The sequence below is a fragment of the Kribbella amoyensis genome, from assembly GCF_007828865.1.
Taxonomy (GTDB): domain Bacteria; phylum Actinomycetota; class Actinomycetes; order Propionibacteriales; family Kribbellaceae; genus Kribbella; species Kribbella amoyensis.
Genome location: NZ_VIVK01000001.1, coordinates 401,224 through 415,238, shown reverse-complemented (window position 1 = coordinate 415,238; position 14,015 = coordinate 401,224). Strand labels below are relative to the sequence as shown.

Sequence of the window (14,015 nt, the reverse complement as noted above, 5' to 3'; positions counted from 1 at the left end):
TGGAGGATTCGTGAACATCCGCACCACCGTCGAGGCCGACCTCGACACCCTGCTCGCCCTGATCGCCGACCAGTCGGTCAACACCGTCACGCTCGAGCGGTTCCAGCAGTTCCTCGCGTCCGGCGCGTACCGGCACGAGTGGACCTGGGTCGCCGAGGAGGACGGCCGCATCACCGCCCTCGCCGTCTGGTGGGGGATGGAGCAGTTCGCTCACCCGCTGGCCATCGACGGCCTGTACTACGCGGGTACGGGCGACCCGGTTCCGGTCTGGGCCGAGCTGATCAAGCACGGCACCGCCTCGTTCCCCGCCGGCCACGAGGGCCCGGAGTACCACATCTTCCTGCCGAACGGCTGGCGTGATCGGCCGGACGTCGTCGCCGCCCTCGAACCCCGGCTCCAGGCGGCGGCCGCGGCCGGGTTGTCGGAGACCACCGAGCGGCTGCGGTACGAGTGGACCCCGGCCGACGGGTTGCCGGCCCGGTCGACCCGGCTGCGGTTCGAGCCGGCCGACGACGAGGCGTTCGTGGACGTGTTCCGCCGGGTGATCGAGGGCAGCCTCGACGCCTCGACCGCGCGAGCCGTCGCCCGGGTGGGCGTGGACGGCGCCGCTCGCGAGGAGGTGGAGCTGTACCGATCCCTGCCGGGTGACCGGTCCTGGTGGCGGCTCGCGTACGACGAGGCGGGTGCGCTGATCGGGTTCGCGGTGCCGTCGGCCAACAACGGCGGCCCGGTCGTCGGGTACCTCGGGGTCCTCGCCGAGCATCGCGGCCATCGGTACAGCGACGACCTGCTCGCCGAGATCACCCACGTCCTGGCCGAGCAGGGCGCCGAGCGGATCGGAGCCGACACCGACCTCGGCAACAAGCCGATGGCGGCCAGCTTCGAACGGCTGCACTACCGGAACTTCGCGGTCCGGGTGGTCGCCAGCCACCCGCTCGGCTGACCAGCCGCGGTACCTTCGTCCGCCCTTCGCGAGAAAGTCCGTCGCGAAGGGCAGACGGCGCGGGCTTTGGTCCTTATGCTCCCTGACATGTCATCAACCTCCGGAGGGTGGCCGGAGCCGAGCAGGGGCGGGCGATGCGCGACATCGCACTGATCCTGCACGTGGCGGCCGGGGTCGCCGCCGTGCTCTTCGGGCCCCTCGCCATCGTCCTCACCTTGCGCCTCCGCCGGCTGAACTGGGCCGCCGAGACCTACCACTGGACCGTCGCGATCGTCTGCCTCAGCGCGCTGGTGATGGTCCCGTACGACTGGGCCCGGCTCTGGGTCTTCTGGCCGATCTCGCTCGCGTCCTACCTGTTCGTGTACTTCGGTCATCGTGCCGCTGAGGCGCCTGGCGGACTCTGGTACCGGGGTGTGCTGCGCGGGTACGGCGGGGGCTGGATCGCTTTGTGGACAGGGATCCTGGTGGTCAGCGTGCCCGATCACCCGTGGACCTGGGCGGTCCCGATCCTGGCCGGGTCGGTACTGATCGAGGTGCTGTGCTTCCGGCCGGCGGCCGCGTGGACCCACGGGTGACGCGGCCGCCGGGACCGGTCAGCGCAACGGCCGGAAGAAGGTCCGCAGGTCGGCGGTGAGCAGGTCGGGGACCTCCATCGCGGCGAAGTGCCCACCACGTTCGTACTCGGTCCAGTGCTCGATCTTGCCGACCGGGTCGGTCAGCTTCCGGATCGCCGTCTCGGCGCCGAACACGGCCACCCCGGTCGGCGGCCCGGGGGCGGACCACTGCTGCGCGGCGTCGTCCTCGGTCTGATTCGCCTGCTGTTCGGCGAAGGCGCGCCAGGCGGCCATCCCGTCGGCCACCGCGTGCGCGGACGAAGCACCCGAGCCGGTGAACCAGTACAGGCTGACGTTGGTGAGCAGCTGGTCCTTGTCGACCGCCTCCTCGGGCAGCTTGGCCGCCGGGTCGGTCCACTCGGCGAACTTCTCCACGATCCACGCCAGCTGGCCGATCGGCGAGTCGTTCAGCGAGTACGCCAGCGTCTGCGGCCGCGTCGACTGCAGGGTGAGGTACCCGAATCCGTCGACGAGCGTCCGGTTGAACTTCTCCGCCCTCACCACGTCCGCCGCCGACAACCCTTCGACCTCGACCGGTCCGTCGAACGGCGTGGACGCGACCAGCCCGGCCAGGTGCAGTCCGACGACGCGGCCCGGTGCGACGTACGGGAGCATCCCGGTGACCCCGGAGCCCACGTCGGTACCGTGTGCCGCGAACCGCTCGTACCCGAGGCGCGTCATCAACTCGGCCCACATCGACGCGACCCCGAAGAGGTTGAACCCGTTCTCCCCGATCGGATTCGAGAACCCGTACCCCGGCAACGACGGCACCACGACGTGGAACGCGTCCGCCGGGTCCCCGCCGTACGATCGCGGGTCGGTGAGTGGCCCGATCACCTTGCTGAACTCGACCGGCGACCCCGGCCAGCCGTGCGTCAGGATCAACGGCACCGCATCGGGCTCGGGCGACCGCTGGTGCAGGAAGTGGATCCGCTGCCCGTCGATCTCGGTGATGAATTGCGGAATCTCGTTGAGCGCCGCCTCCTGAGCGCGCCAGTCGAACCCGTCCGCCCAGTACTCGGCCAGCTCCTGCAAGTACCCGGCCGGCACACCCCGGCTCCAGTCGTCCACCCGCGGCACCGCCGGCCACCGAGCATCCCGCACCCGAGCCCGCAGCTCGTCCACCTCAGCCTGCGGAACCTCGATCCGAAAACCCTGAATCTCGCTGCTGTTCGTCATACCAGCAACCTAGAAACAATCGCGGAAGACCTCCTTCCGCGATTGCTCCGGGATCTTCAAGTTTCTACCTCATCAAACCTGGACTCTTCTCTCCTCTTAATCCAGGTTGTTGCCTTTACCTGGATCAAGAGGACAGAAGCGCTGCCTCAGGCCTGGCCGGCTTGTTCTTCGGGGGTGGCTTTGCGGACGACGAGGCGGGTCCAGGCGCCTACGTAGATGCGGTCGTCCTCTTTGAGTTCGCGGCGCTGGCCCGGGGGGATCGGGTCTTCGGGGAGCGGGCCGGCCGACGACGCGACGTACGTGCCGTTGGAGGACTGGAGGTCCTCGACCCACCAGCGTTGGCCGTCGGTGCTGAGCTGGGCCTGGCGGCGGCTGACGCCGGTGTCGTCACCGCAGTCGATCTGCGGGGTGATGCCGCGGCTCTTCGACGGGCGGCCGATCAGGATGCTCTTGTCGGCCAGCGGGACGACAACCGGGAGACCTGGGGACGGGCACGGGTCGTCGCTCTGCTGGACCGCGTACCAGTCGGGGTCGACCCAGCGCTCGGCGACCCAGTCGGCGACCGCTTGGGGCGCCGGCGGAGCCGGGGGAGGAGTGCTGAGGTCGAGGGTGGACGCCGGGCGCGGCATCGTACCGGTGGTGAAGTCGTAGCCGCAGTTCTCGCAGAACAACGCGTCCACGGCCGCGGACTCCGAGCAGTTCGGGCAGGACTGCGTGGTCGCCGGGGCAACGGGAGCGGCCGCCGCGGGAGCCGGAACCGAGGCGGCCGCCGGAGTCGCGGCGGCGCCGATCGGCAGACCGCAGACGTCGCAGTAGTCCGTGGAGACGGACGGGTGCCCGCTCGGACAGGTGACAGCTGTCATTTCCTCACCCGGGTGGTCTTGGTGGAGGCGGTGTCGAGCGCCATCTCGTCGGCCTTCTCGATGCTGCGCTTCAACCGCACGGTGCCGGTGTCCTGGTCGTCGATCTCGACCACCTTACGCAGTCGGGTGGTGGCTTCCTCGTTCCCGGTCTGGGCGGCGAGTTGGACCGCGCGGCCGAGCTTGGTGGTCGCGGTCGCGGTGTCGCCGGCGGCCTTCGCGGCCAGGCCCTCCTGGATCGCGTTCGCCAGCTCGGTCTGGCCGGTGTAGTGCGCGACCTCCGGGCTGATCCGGGTGGTGAGCGCCTCGTCCGCCGACCACAGCGCCTTCACCAGACCCTGCGCCAGGACCTGCTCACCGACGGCGAGCTGGACCCGGGCGGCCAGCTGCTCCTGCCCGATGCCCTTCGCGGCCAGCCGGATCGCGACGTGGTAGTCACGGGACTCGTCACCCCAGGAACCGGTCGGGTACGACGCGGTCAGCGCGTTCACCTGGGTCCGGCGGGAGGTCAGGTCGTCGACGGCCGGCGCGACCTGGCGGACGAACAGCACCTGCGCACCCTGCGGCGCCCAGACCCGCAGGTCGGCCGACGCGACGCCCTTGCTCATCGAGCTCTGGATCAGCCGGGAGAACTCCGCGGCCAGCTGGTCCGGCGCCGGAATGATGTCGACGGTGCCGAGCAGCGCGGTCGCGATCCGGCGGACCTCGTCGACCTGCCAGGCCACCCCGACACCACGGCAGTCGCACTGGAACTGACCGGTGACCGCCTCGATGGTCTGGGTCAGCACCTCGGGCGACTCGTGCTGGTTCTCGCCGTCGGTGAGCAGGATCGCGTGCTTCTGGGTCAGCGACGGCACGGTCGCGAACACCCGGGACGCCAGCCGCAGCCAGGTCCCCATCGCGGTCCCGCCGTCGGCGTAGAACTTGGCCACCGCCTCCTTCGCGGCCTGCCGGGTCCGCGGATCCATCCGGACCATCACCGGTTCGGTCGTCGCCGGGAACGCGAGCTGGGCCCGGTCGTTGCCGGAGATCACCGCGAACCAGACCCCGTCGAGGATCTGGTCGAGCGCGGTCTGCGCGGCGTACGCGGCGGCCCGGACGCCCTCGGCGCCCATCGAGCCGGAGGTGTCGACGATGATGATCTCGCCGGCGTCACCGCTGCCGGACTGGCCGGCCGTGCCGGCGCCGGAGCAGGCCACGGTGACGATCGCGTGCACGTCGGTGCCGCCGTCGGGCAGGAACTCGTTCTGGTAGACGGTGGCGGAGAACTCGGCCATCTCGGGCGTTCCTTTCGATCAGCGGTTTCTACAGCCGCGCGAGCGCGACGGTGATGTTGTCCTGGCCGCCCTGGGCGTTGGCCCAGTCGACCAGCGCGGACGCGGTGGCGAGCGGTTCGCCGTTCGCGGCCGCAGCGGTCTGACGGACGAGGCCGGCCAGCGGTGCCGCCTCGGAGCAGTAGTTCCACAGCCCGTCGGAGCAGACCAGCAGCCAGCCCGGCCCGGCCACCTTGAGCGTGGTGGTCCGCGGGGTGTGGTCCGGGGCGTCCTTGCCCAGCCAGCGGGTGATCGCGTGCGCCTGCGGCCCGGTCTCGGCCTGCTCCCGCGGGACGCCGGTCGCGATCAGCTCGGCCGCCCACGAGTCGTCCACGGTCAGCGCGACCGCCTCGGCCTCGTCCGGGAACCAGTACGCGCGGCTGTCGCCGACCACGCCGGCGATCAGCAGATCGGCCTCGAGCACGGTCGCGACGAACGTGCAGGACGCCGGGTTCGGGCTGTCCGGGCTGGTGTTCGCGAGGACGGCGTCGCTCGCGGCGTCGGCGGCCGCGTTCAGCCGGGCGATCACCGCCGCGACCCGGGACGACTCGGTACCGATGCCCTGCGCGTGACCGGCGGCCAGTACGTCGCGGGCGGCGCGCGCCGCGGCCAGGCTGGCCACGTCGGAATCCAGCGACGAGCTGACCCCGTCGCACACCACCATCATCGCGCGGCTGCCCGGCTCGGCGTCGGCGGCGACGGCCACCGCGTCCTCGTTGCGGCTGTGCCGGATGCCGCGGTCGCACACCGCGGCGACCCAGGGTGCGGGCTGCTCGCTGAAGTGGTCCCGCGGCTTGGTTGCCTTGGTCCCGCAGGTCTCGCAGTAGCTGTCGGCACCGATCGTGCCACCGCAGGACCGGCACGGCCCGGCGGGCGTCGCGGCCGCGGGGTTGAGCTCGACGGTCGGCTCGGTGTCCGTGTCGAGGGCGGGGGTGCTCGGTCCACTACTCGGCTGCAGCTCGGCGCCGCACGCCTCGCAGTACAGGTCGGCGTCGGAGATCGGGCCGCCGCACTGCGGGCAGGCCGTCCGGGTCGTACTCGTCATCGCAGCGTCCATCCTCGAACCTCGTTGGCCAGGTCGACCAGGGCGATCCGTTCCTCCCGGCTCCGGGCGTGACCGGCCAGCTCACGGTAGGCCGCTTCCAGGCCGTCCCGCAGGTCCGGCTCGGTCGCGGCCCGGCCGGAGATCCGCAGCTGCGGGTCCGGCCCGCTGCCGAGGACCACGTCGAGCGCGTTCCGGAACACGCTCGCGGACAGGTTCGCCCGGTCCACCGGGTCGATCGTCAGGGCCTCGATACTGCCCATGGCCTCGGCCAAAGCGGCCAGCCCACGTCCCGATCCTGCCAGCAGACCGGCTCGTTGCCGGCGGGCCCGGATGTACGCGCCGCTGGTCTGCGGGACCAGGTCGAGTGCGGACACCGCCCCGTCCAGGTCGCCACGGTCCGCGCGGATGGCGGCCAGCCCGAACGCCGACGGCGCGATGTAGTTCGCATCGGTTCGCGCGCAGGTCAGGAAGAGGCCCTCGGCAACGTCGTACTCACCGCTCAGCTGGCAGGACACCGCGAGCGCGAGCTTCGGTGCGAGCTCACCGGGGACCTGACCGTAGACGGCGTTGAACGCGGACTGCGCGGCCCTGGAGTCTTCGCGAGCCAACGCGACCAGTCCGGACATCCAGACCGCCCGCCACTCCCACGGGTCCTCCGACAGCAGCTCGGTCACCGAGGCGTCGACCAGGTCGTACTGTCCGGCCTCCAGCGCGGCCTGCGCGGTCTCCAGCAGCACCTGGGGGGAGGACTCCGGCGCCGTGGTCAGGACCTCCAGCCGCTTCGCCGGATCGGGGACGCTGACCGTCTTCAGCCAGCCCGCCTGCTTGTCACCCTCGTCGGGCAGCAACGAGGGGAGCCGCTGCCATGGCGGCGCCGACTCGGCCGGGCCCGTCGCCAGGTCACCCGGGCTGCCGAACAGCAGCGACGACGTGGAGTGCTGCGCGGCACCCGCCCCGTTCTTCGCGGCGACCACCTCGCGCAGTACGCCGAGCAACTGCACCCGCAGCTCGTCGGCGGACACGAAGCGGTCGGCGGGGTCCTTCGCGCACGCCTTCGCCAGCAGCCGGTACACCGAGTCGTACTGCTGGAACAACGGCACGTCGGACACCGGCGGGAGCGACGCGATGTACGTCGACTGGTAGCCGCGGAACTCCATCGCCAGCACCGTCAGGGTGCGGCCGAGGGTGTAGATGTCGGACGCGATCGACGGGCCGACCTCGGGCACCTCGGGCGCCTGGTACCCGACCGTGCCGTAGATCGCCGAGTCCAGGTCGTCGATCGGCCGGACCCCGCCGAGGTCGATCAGCTTGACCGCGTCGCCGACCTGGATGATGTTGTCCGGCTTGAAGTCGCAGTAGAGCACGCCGAGGTCGTGCAGGTAGGAGAACGCGGGCAGGATCTCCAGCAGATACGCGATCGCCTGGTCGATCGGCAGCGCGTCGTACCGGCCGTGGTTCGCCTTCATCCGCTGCTTGAGCAACGTCTTCAGCGAGGTGCCGCCGACGTACTCCATCACGATGTACCCGGCGCCCTCGTGGGTGACGAAGTTGTAGATCTCCACGATCAGCGGGTGCTCGACCCGGGCCAGGAACTGCTGCTCCGCGATCGCGGCCGCGACGGCGTCCGGGTCCTCGGAGTTCAGCAGGCCCTTGAGCACGACCCAGCGGTCGGACACGTTCTTGTCCCGGGCCATGTAGATCCAGCCGAAACCACCGTGCGCGAGACAGCCGGCCACCTCGTACTGGCCGCCGACCAGGTCGCCCTTCTTCAGCTTCGGCGAGAACGAGTACGGACTGCGGCAGTTCGGGCAGAACCCCTCGGTCCGGCCGGGCTGGTCGCCCCGGGACCGGCCGACCGCGTTGCCGCAGCTCGGGCAGTTCCGCCGGTCCTCGGGCACCTGCGGGTCGGCCAGGATCGCCTTGCTCGCGTCGATCGCGGGGATCGGCGGCACCGTGGTCAGCCCGGCCCCGAGCCGCGCACCGCGCAACCGGGTGGACGACGTGCCGAGCCGCCGGGTCAGCTTGGACCCGGCCGCGGCCGCTCGCGCGGAACCGAGCGGCGTGGACGCCAGCCGGTTCGAGGCACGTGACACCGTCGACGGCGAGCTGATCGGCTCGGCGTCCGGCACCGAACCGCCCACGCCGTCGGGGGCAGGCGAGCCGCAGACGTCGCAATACCCGTCCAGGTACGTCCCGGTGCAGCCCGGCTGGCGGCACGCACCGGTGACCGGCGCCGCGCTCCCGCCGCCCGAGCCTGCGTTGCCGGTGACGGCCGTACCGGTGCTGCCGGGGTTGCTGCTTGCGGCCGCGGGGGAGCCGCAGACGTCGCAGTAGCCGTCCAGGATCGAGCCGGTGCAACCCGGTTGGGTACAGGCGGTGGTCGTCATGTCGTCCCTCCTGAGGCGGCGACGCTGGTGTCCAGATAGGTCTGGTACGCCGCCACGAGCGCGCCGAGCCGGACCAGGTCCACCGGTTCCGTCTCGACCACCTCGCGACCGCGCCGGTACAACTCGGCCAGGTCCTCGTCGGTGCCCGCGGTCCGCTGCACGCTCGCCGCCTTCACCTTGTACGCGTCCAGTCGCGCGGCCAGCTCGTCCCTGCGTTCCAGGGCCGCTCCGTACGCCGACTGCGCCTGCCCCAGCGCGCGGCGTACCGCGTCCAGCCGGGTCAGGTACTTCTCCAGCTCGGCCGGCGTGTTCGGCACCGGCCCGAGCGCGGTCACATCCGGTACGCCGAGCCGTGGGGCCGGCGTGACTCCGGCGACACAGCGGTCCGCCAACGCCCGGACCGCGGTCCCCTGAGCCTCCAGGTCGGTCCGCAGCGTCCTCGCCCGGGCCACGTCGGCGGCCCGTTCCCGGCGAGTGGCCGCGCCGACGATGAGGTCGCGTTCGGTGCGCGCGGCATCCATCTCCAGCGAGCCGATCAACCCGCCGACATCCGCGCCCCGCTTGGCCTTCTCGGTCAGCTCGGTGACCCGGCGGTCCAGGTCGTGGTGGGTCGCGATCGCCTGGTTGCGGGTCGCGGCCGGCTCGGTACTGAGCTGGTCGTGGATCCGCTCGACCTGGGCGCGCAGCTGCCGCAACCGCTGGGCCAGGTCGGCGTCCCCGGGATCGAGGGCGAGCTTGGACCGCAGCGTCGACGCCAGCGCGTCCGACAAACTGCACGCCTCCGGCAACGACACGGCGAGCGAACCGCCGGCCCCACCGGTGTCCAGGCCGCCCCAGATCAAGGTGGAGATCCGCTCGGTCTCGGTCGGCCCGACGCGGCCGGAGTCCCAGGTCAGCAGGATCAGCTCGTACCGGTCCGAGACCGCCTTCCACACCGCCATCCCGAGCACCACGTCGGCACTCAGCGCGTCCGCGTCGGGGGACTGCAGCGCGGCCTGGTCGAGCTCGTCCAGCTCGGCCTTGCGCCGGTCCCGCCAGGTGCCCAGGGCATCGAGGAACGCCAGCAGCTCCTGCGCGGGGATGCTGCTGCCGATCTTCCCCGGCGGTGCGGGCGCGACGGCGGTCGGCGTACGGACGGTCATCAGCTCCTGCCGTACACGGGGGCCGGCGGGGCCGCCAGCTTGCCCAGGTCGGGCGCGAGCCACCGGTTGTACGACGCCATCCAGGTCCCGTCGGCCTTGATCTGCGCGAGCACCTGGTTCACGAACCGGACGAAGTCCTTGTTCTGCGCGTTGATCCCGAGCCCGTACGGCTCGTCGCTGAACCGGTCGTTGAGGACCTTCGCGTACGGGTCCTGCGCGGCGTCCCCGGCGAGTACCGTGTCGTCGCCGCTGATCGCATACGCCTTGCCCTGCTGGAAAAGCACCAGGCAGCCGGTGTCGGTGTCGGCGGTGACCGGCTTGACGGCCGGGTTCTCCTTCTTCAGGTTCTCCAGGCTGGTCGAACCGGCCGGGGCGCAGACGGTCTTGCCGCTCAGGTCCTTCACGCTCTTGGCCGTCGAGTCGAGCGGCACCAGCGTCTTCTGCCCGGAGCGGTAGTACTCGGCCGAGAACGCGATCCGCTGCCAGCGCTCGCAGTTGATCGTCATGTTCCGGGCGACGATGTCGACCTGGTTCTTCTCCAGCGCCGGGATCCGGTCCGGGCTGGAGATCACCCGCAGCTCGACGTTGTGCGGCTGACCCGGCGCCGGCTTGCCGAAGATCGCGTCGGCGACCGCGTAAATCATGTCGATGTCGAAGCCCTCGATCCGGCCGCTGATCGGGTTCCGGGAGCCCAGGTGCAGGCTGTCCGCGGACACGCCCGCGATCAGCCGGCCGCGCTGCTTGATCCGCGCCATCGTCGACCCGGCGGGCAGCTCCTCCGGCGTCGGCATCGCCCCCTCGGGCGCGTACGACGCGAGCGGGTTGCCGCAGTCGGGCTGCTGCGTCGGGGCGGGCGGATCCGTGGTCTCCACCGGGGCGGTGTTGCGCGGGATCTCGGTGGCGGCGTACTCGCCGGGCGAGCAGGCGGTGACCGCGAGGACGGCGATCGCGGCGGTGGCCGCGAGCAGGGTGGTCTTCTTCATCGGTATTCCCCCAGTCGCTGGGACAGGCCCCAGGCGGCGAGCAGGGCGGCGGCGATCCCGATCGGGAGGCCGAGCCAGCCGATCGGCGGCAGCCCGTCCCGGGCGTCGGTCAGCTCGTCGCTCGCAGTCCTGCTGGTGGTCTTCAGCGTCGCGGCCGAGGCCTTGTCGAAGAGCGCGAAGCTCGTGTTGGACGTCTCGCCGGTCGCGCCGATCGCCTCGTCGACGGCGGCGTCCCAGTTGCCGCCGTCGTCCTTGCCGCGGAGGTCTTGGTGGATCGCCTTGTACTTGTTCCACGGCGTCCGCGAGGTCCGGCTGGTCCGGGACTGGGCGTTCGCCAGTTCCTCGTCGACGCGCTTGGCCGACGTCTGCCAGGCCTTCTCGAACTCGGCGCCCGAGCCGCGCGCGATCAGGGTCAGGCTCTCGTTCGACTTCGCGTCGTACGCCGCGATCCGGGCCCGGGACATCGCCAGCGTGTCGGCGAACGCGCCTTCGCGGGTGTCCTTCGCCGTACTGCTCGCGCCGCCGAGCGCGACCCCGCCGACCAGCATCGTCAGCAGCACCAGGACCGCGCCGGCCGCGAGCGGGACGTTCACGTACCGGTGCGTCCGGCGGGCCAGCCAGACCATGGTCAGGCCGAGCACCGCGAGCGCGATCAGCCCGGCCACCACCACCCACGCGGTACCGCCGCCGACGCCGTCGAACTCGGAGTCCACGCGGCCCTCGTTCGCCTGGACCAGCGCGTTCACCTGCGGCAGCACGTCGGTCTGCAGGACCGCGTTCGCGTCCTTCAGGTACTGCGAACCGATCGGCAGGCCCTGCCGGTTGTTGGCCCGGGCCTGCTCGATCAGGCCGTTGTACCGCAGCAGCGTCGCGTTCAGCTCGCCGAGCGCCTTCTGGTCCGCGGGCTGCGCGGTCGCCGCCTCCGCGACGAGCCGGGAGGCCGCCGACGTCGCGTCGACGAAGTGGGCGCGCTGGGCCGGCGGTTCGAGGCCGCCGACCAGGAAGGAGTTGGTGGCGTCCGCGTTGGCGCTGACCAGGTTGGTGTGGATCGACTGGATCCGGACCAGTTGGGCGGTGTTCTCCTCGGCGCGCTGGAGGGCGCCGTCGGACTGCCGGAATCCCTGCGCCGCCGCGAGTCCGAAGAGCACACAGACGACCGCGGTCAGGATCAGCAGCGCCCGCATCCGGCCGGGAGTACCGGCGAACCATCGGCTGACCGCCCCTTGCCTGGTTGCTGCAGGGGTGCCCGGCGTCTGCAGAGCGGGCGGCTGGCCCGGCGCCTGCTGCTGCCCGGGCGGCGACCAGGTCGCCGGCGGCGCACTCACTGTCTGGGTCACGCCTGTTCTCCTTGCTCGGGCCGGTCGGGCCGGTCGTCCGCCGCGTCCCGCTCGGCTTCGGACGTCGCCTCGTCGGGTGCGGTCGCTGCGTCGGGTGCGGTCGCCTCGTCGGGCGCGGTCGTCTCGGTGCTGCTCAGCTCGTCGGCCACCGGGGCCTTGTCGACGGGTGCCGGCGGGACCAGAGCTTCGTCGGTCAGGTCCTCGGCCAGGATCCGACGCAGCTGATCGGTGGTCGGTGCCGTCACATCGCGCAGTCGCCAGGCATGCCGGCCGATCGCGGCCTCCAGCACGTTCCGGGCGAACCGGCCGTTGCCGAACGACCGGTTCCGCGGCGTCGACGCGAGGATCACCCGGAACTGCTCCAGCGCGGCCGCGTCCAGCTCGTAGTCGGCCGCCCCGGCCAGCCCGGTCAGGATGTCGGTCAGCTCGTCGTCGGTGTAGTCGTCGAACCCGATCGTGGTCCGGAACCGGCTCGCCAGTCCCGGGTTCGCGGCGACGAACGCCTCCATCGGTTCGGGGTACCCGGCAACGATCACGACCAGGTCGTCGCGCCGGTCCTCCATCTCCTTCACCAGCGTGTCGACGGCTTCCCGCCCGTACTGGTCGGCGCCGGTGTCCCCGGCGGTCAGGCTGTACGCCTCGTCGATGAACAGCACCCCGCCGGCCGCGGACGCGACCACGTCGGCGGTCTTGGTGGCCGTCTGGCCGAGGTACCCGGCGACGAGCTCGGAGCGGTCCACCTCGACCAGCTGGCCCTTGGACAACAGGCCGAGCGCCTTGTAGATCCCGCTCACCAGCCGCGCCACCGTGGTCTTGCCGGTGCCCGGATTGCCGACGAAGACGAGGTGCCGGGTGATCGTCGGACTCTTCAGCCCGGCCTCGGTCCGCAGCTTCTCCACCCGGAGCACGGCGACCTGCCGATGCACCTCACGCTTCACCCGCTCGAGCCCGGTCAACGCGTCCAGCTCGGCGAGCAACTCCTCGACGGACTTCTCGGGCTCAGCCGGTACGGCGTCCGCCGCGGTCTGCACCTCGGCCTGCTGAGCGGGTGACACCGCGGCCTGGGGATCGCCCGCGCTGCCCGGCTGCGGGCCGGAAATGCCTGTGGACGCAGGGCTTGTGCCGACGCGCAATGGACGGGCGCCGGCGGCCTGGAGTTGGGCGGCGGCCGCGACGGAAGCGTTGCCGACGACACGCATCGTCGGCTCACCGAGTGCGCAAGCCGCCGAGGCCACCTCGGCCAGCGCCTCGGCGTACGGGATCTTCTCGGCCGAGCCCTGCGCGATCAGGTCGGCCAGGATCGCGGTCGGTGCACCGCGCCAGCGGCGTCCGCGGACCGCGGCGTCGAAGAAGTCCTGCGTCGTCGCTCCCGGCTGCACCGCGGCCCAGTCGACCGATGCCTTCGGCGCCGACTCGGCGAGTGCGGCCGCGAGTTGCAGAGCCTCGGTGCGGGCCACGCCGGTGTCGACGCCGGCCCGGGTCGCGACCGCGAGCAACTCCTCCAACGCGTCCTGCAACGACGTACCCCCCACGGTGCTCATGCCCCTCCTCGTCCCGGCGGCGGTTGCAGCGGCCCACCCGTACTCGGTCCGCTTGATCCAGCCGGTCCCGCGTCCGGCGGGGCGAGGTCGGGAGCGGGCGTGGACGTGGTCCGGCCGAGGGCCAGGCCGCCGCCGGTGGAGCCGGTGCCGAACTTCTCCTGCAGGAACCGGCCGTGCGCGACCAGGGCGGCCGCGTCGGCCCGGTTCACCGCGTCGAAGACCTTGTCCATCGTGGCTCCCAGCAGGTCCAGCTGGTCGATCAGGATCATCAGCGACGTCTTGCCCTTGTCCACCGGCCGGCTGTCCGCCCACTGCCGGGGCAGCCGCAGGTATCCACCGATTGCCTCGGGCAAGTAGTCGGTCGCGGTCGCCATCACCGAGTACGCCTGCGCGCTGCCGCCCAGGTTGCCCAGCCGCGGGATGGTCTCGCGGACCGTCCGGACCACCCGGCCGACCCGGGACGCGACCACGCCCGGGACGGCGCCGTCGGCCACCAGCTGCTCGACCCGGACCAGCGCGTCCAGCAGATCCTGGGTGGTGGGCGCGCGGGGTACCGGGGCAGGCTCGGGCTCCGCCCTGCGGCCGGTCAGCCGCGCGAAGAAGTCGCCCAGCGCCATACGGTCGTGTTCCCCCGCTCCGGTGTCGTGGTGGCCGGCGTCAGGACCGACGGC

The 14,015-nt window shown here is 71.8% G+C and carries 12 protein-coding genes; 2 read left to right on the top strand and 10 right to left on the bottom strand.

Annotation, left to right across the window (positions count from 1 at the left end; genetic code table 11):
* Window positions 1-10: 10 nt before the first annotated feature.
* Window positions 11-943 carry a GNAT family N-acetyltransferase gene (locus FB561_RS02010; RefSeq protein ID WP_145802413.1) on the top strand — a complete coding sequence of 311 codons (933 nt, stop codon included), beginning with the start codon at window positions 11-13 and terminating at the stop codon, window positions 941-943.
* A 134-nt stretch (window positions 944-1,077) separates the two neighbouring features.
* Window positions 1,078-1,518, top strand: coding sequence for a hypothetical protein (locus FB561_RS02005; RefSeq protein WP_145802410.1), 441 nt, complete (start codon window positions 1,078-1,080; stop codon window positions 1,516-1,518).
* A gap of 18 nt (window positions 1,519-1,536) precedes the next feature.
* Here the strand turns inward: FB561_RS02005 and FB561_RS02000 are convergent, their stop codons facing one another.
* The 10 genes from FB561_RS02000 to FB561_RS01955 all read right to left on the bottom strand — a co-directional run bounded on the left by FB561_RS02000 (window position 1,537) and on the right by FB561_RS01955 (window position 13,961).
* A complete protein-coding gene (locus tag FB561_RS02000; protein ID WP_145802409.1) occupies window positions 1,537-2,736 on the bottom strand; it encodes an epoxide hydrolase family protein in 1,200 nt (399 codons plus the stop codon).
* Window positions 2,737-2,882: 146 nt separating this feature from the next.
* Window positions 2,883-3,599, bottom strand: coding sequence for an FHA domain-containing protein (locus FB561_RS01995; protein WP_145802407.1), 717 nt, complete (start codon window positions 3,597-3,599; stop codon window positions 2,883-2,885).
* On the bottom strand, window positions 3,596-4,873 hold the full coding sequence (locus tag FB561_RS01990) for a vWA domain-containing protein (RefSeq protein WP_145802405.1): 1,278 nt from the start codon (window positions 4,871-4,873) through the stop codon (window positions 3,596-3,598). Before FB561_RS01990 ends, FB561_RS01995 begins: the two co-directional genes overlap by 4 nt.
* A gap of 28 nt (window positions 4,874-4,901) precedes the next feature.
* Window positions 4,902-5,966, bottom strand: a complete 1,065-nt coding sequence (locus FB561_RS01985; protein WP_145802403.1) for a protein phosphatase 2C domain-containing protein — start codon at window positions 5,964-5,966, stop codon at window positions 4,902-4,904.
* Window positions 5,951-8,341: a serine/threonine-protein kinase gene (locus FB561_RS01980; RefSeq protein ID WP_145802401.1), complete on the bottom strand. Its 2,391-nt coding sequence runs from the start codon at window positions 8,339-8,341 to the stop codon at window positions 5,951-5,953. The genes FB561_RS01985 and FB561_RS01980 overlap by 16 nt, the downstream gene beginning before the upstream one ends.
* Complete coding sequence (locus FB561_RS01975; protein ID WP_145802399.1) at window positions 8,338-9,483, bottom strand: coiled-coil domain-containing protein; 1,146 nt, start codon at window positions 9,481-9,483, stop codon at window positions 8,338-8,340. Before FB561_RS01975 ends, FB561_RS01980 begins: the two co-directional genes overlap by 4 nt.
* Window positions 9,483-10,466, bottom strand: coding sequence for a glutamate ABC transporter substrate-binding protein (locus tag FB561_RS01970; RefSeq protein WP_145802397.1), 984 nt, complete (start codon window positions 10,464-10,466; stop codon window positions 9,483-9,485). Before FB561_RS01970 ends, FB561_RS01975 begins: the two co-directional genes overlap by 1 nt.
* The gene (locus FB561_RS01965) at window positions 10,463-11,803 is read right to left on the bottom strand and encodes a hypothetical protein (RefSeq protein ID WP_145802395.1); all 1,341 of its coding nucleotides are present in this window, start codon (window positions 11,801-11,803) and stop codon (window positions 10,463-10,465) included. The genes FB561_RS01970 and FB561_RS01965 overlap by 4 nt, the downstream gene beginning before the upstream one ends.
* A complete protein-coding gene (locus FB561_RS01960) occupies window positions 11,800-13,344 on the bottom strand; it encodes an AAA family ATPase (RefSeq protein WP_145802393.1) in 1,545 nt (514 codons plus the stop codon). Before FB561_RS01960 ends, FB561_RS01965 begins: the two co-directional genes overlap by 4 nt.
* Entirely contained in the window at window positions 13,341-13,961 is a 621-nt protein-coding gene (locus tag FB561_RS01955) for a hypothetical protein (protein ID WP_145802391.1), read from the bottom strand. The genes FB561_RS01960 and FB561_RS01955 overlap by 4 nt, the downstream gene beginning before the upstream one ends.
* Between the last annotated feature and the right edge of the window lie 54 nt (window positions 13,962-14,015).

What these genes read in the sequence shown, in the direction of transcription:
- FB561_RS01985 (WP_145802403.1), bottom strand. Translation starts at nt 5,966, where the DNA reads ATGGACGCTGCGATGACGAGTACGACCCGGACGGCCTGCCCGCAGTGC.
- FB561_RS01980 (WP_145802401.1), bottom strand. Translation starts at nt 8,341, where the DNA reads ATGACGACCACCGCCTGTACCCAACCGGGTTGCACCGGCTCGATCCTG.
- FB561_RS01960 (WP_145802393.1), bottom strand. Translation starts at nt 13,344, where the DNA reads ATGAGCACCGTGGGGGGTACGTCGTTGCAGGACGCGTTGGAGGAGTTG.
- FB561_RS01990 (WP_145802405.1), bottom strand. Translation starts at nt 4,873, where the DNA reads ATGGCCGAGTTCTCCGCCACCGTCTACCAGAACGAGTTCCTGCCCGAC.
- FB561_RS02000 (WP_145802409.1), bottom strand. Translation starts at nt 2,736, where the DNA reads ATGACGAACAGCAGCGAGATTCAGGGTTTTCGGATCGAGGTTCCGCAG.
- FB561_RS01975 (WP_145802399.1), bottom strand. Translation starts at nt 9,483, where the DNA reads ATGACCGTCCGTACGCCGACCGCCGTCGCGCCCGCACCGCCGGGGAAG.
- FB561_RS01995 (WP_145802407.1), bottom strand. Translation starts at nt 3,599, where the DNA reads ATGACAGCTGTCACCTGTCCGAGCGGGCACCCGTCCGTCTCCACGGAC.
- FB561_RS01955 (WP_145802391.1), bottom strand. Translation starts at nt 13,961, where the DNA reads ATGGCGCTGGGCGACTTCTTCGCGCGGCTGACCGGCCGCAGGGCGGAG.
- FB561_RS02005 (WP_145802410.1), top strand. Translation starts at nt 1,078, where the DNA reads ATGCGCGACATCGCACTGATCCTGCACGTGGCGGCCGGGGTCGCCGCC.
- FB561_RS01970 (WP_145802397.1), bottom strand. Translation starts at nt 10,466, where the DNA reads ATGAAGAAGACCACCCTGCTCGCGGCCACCGCCGCGATCGCCGTCCTC.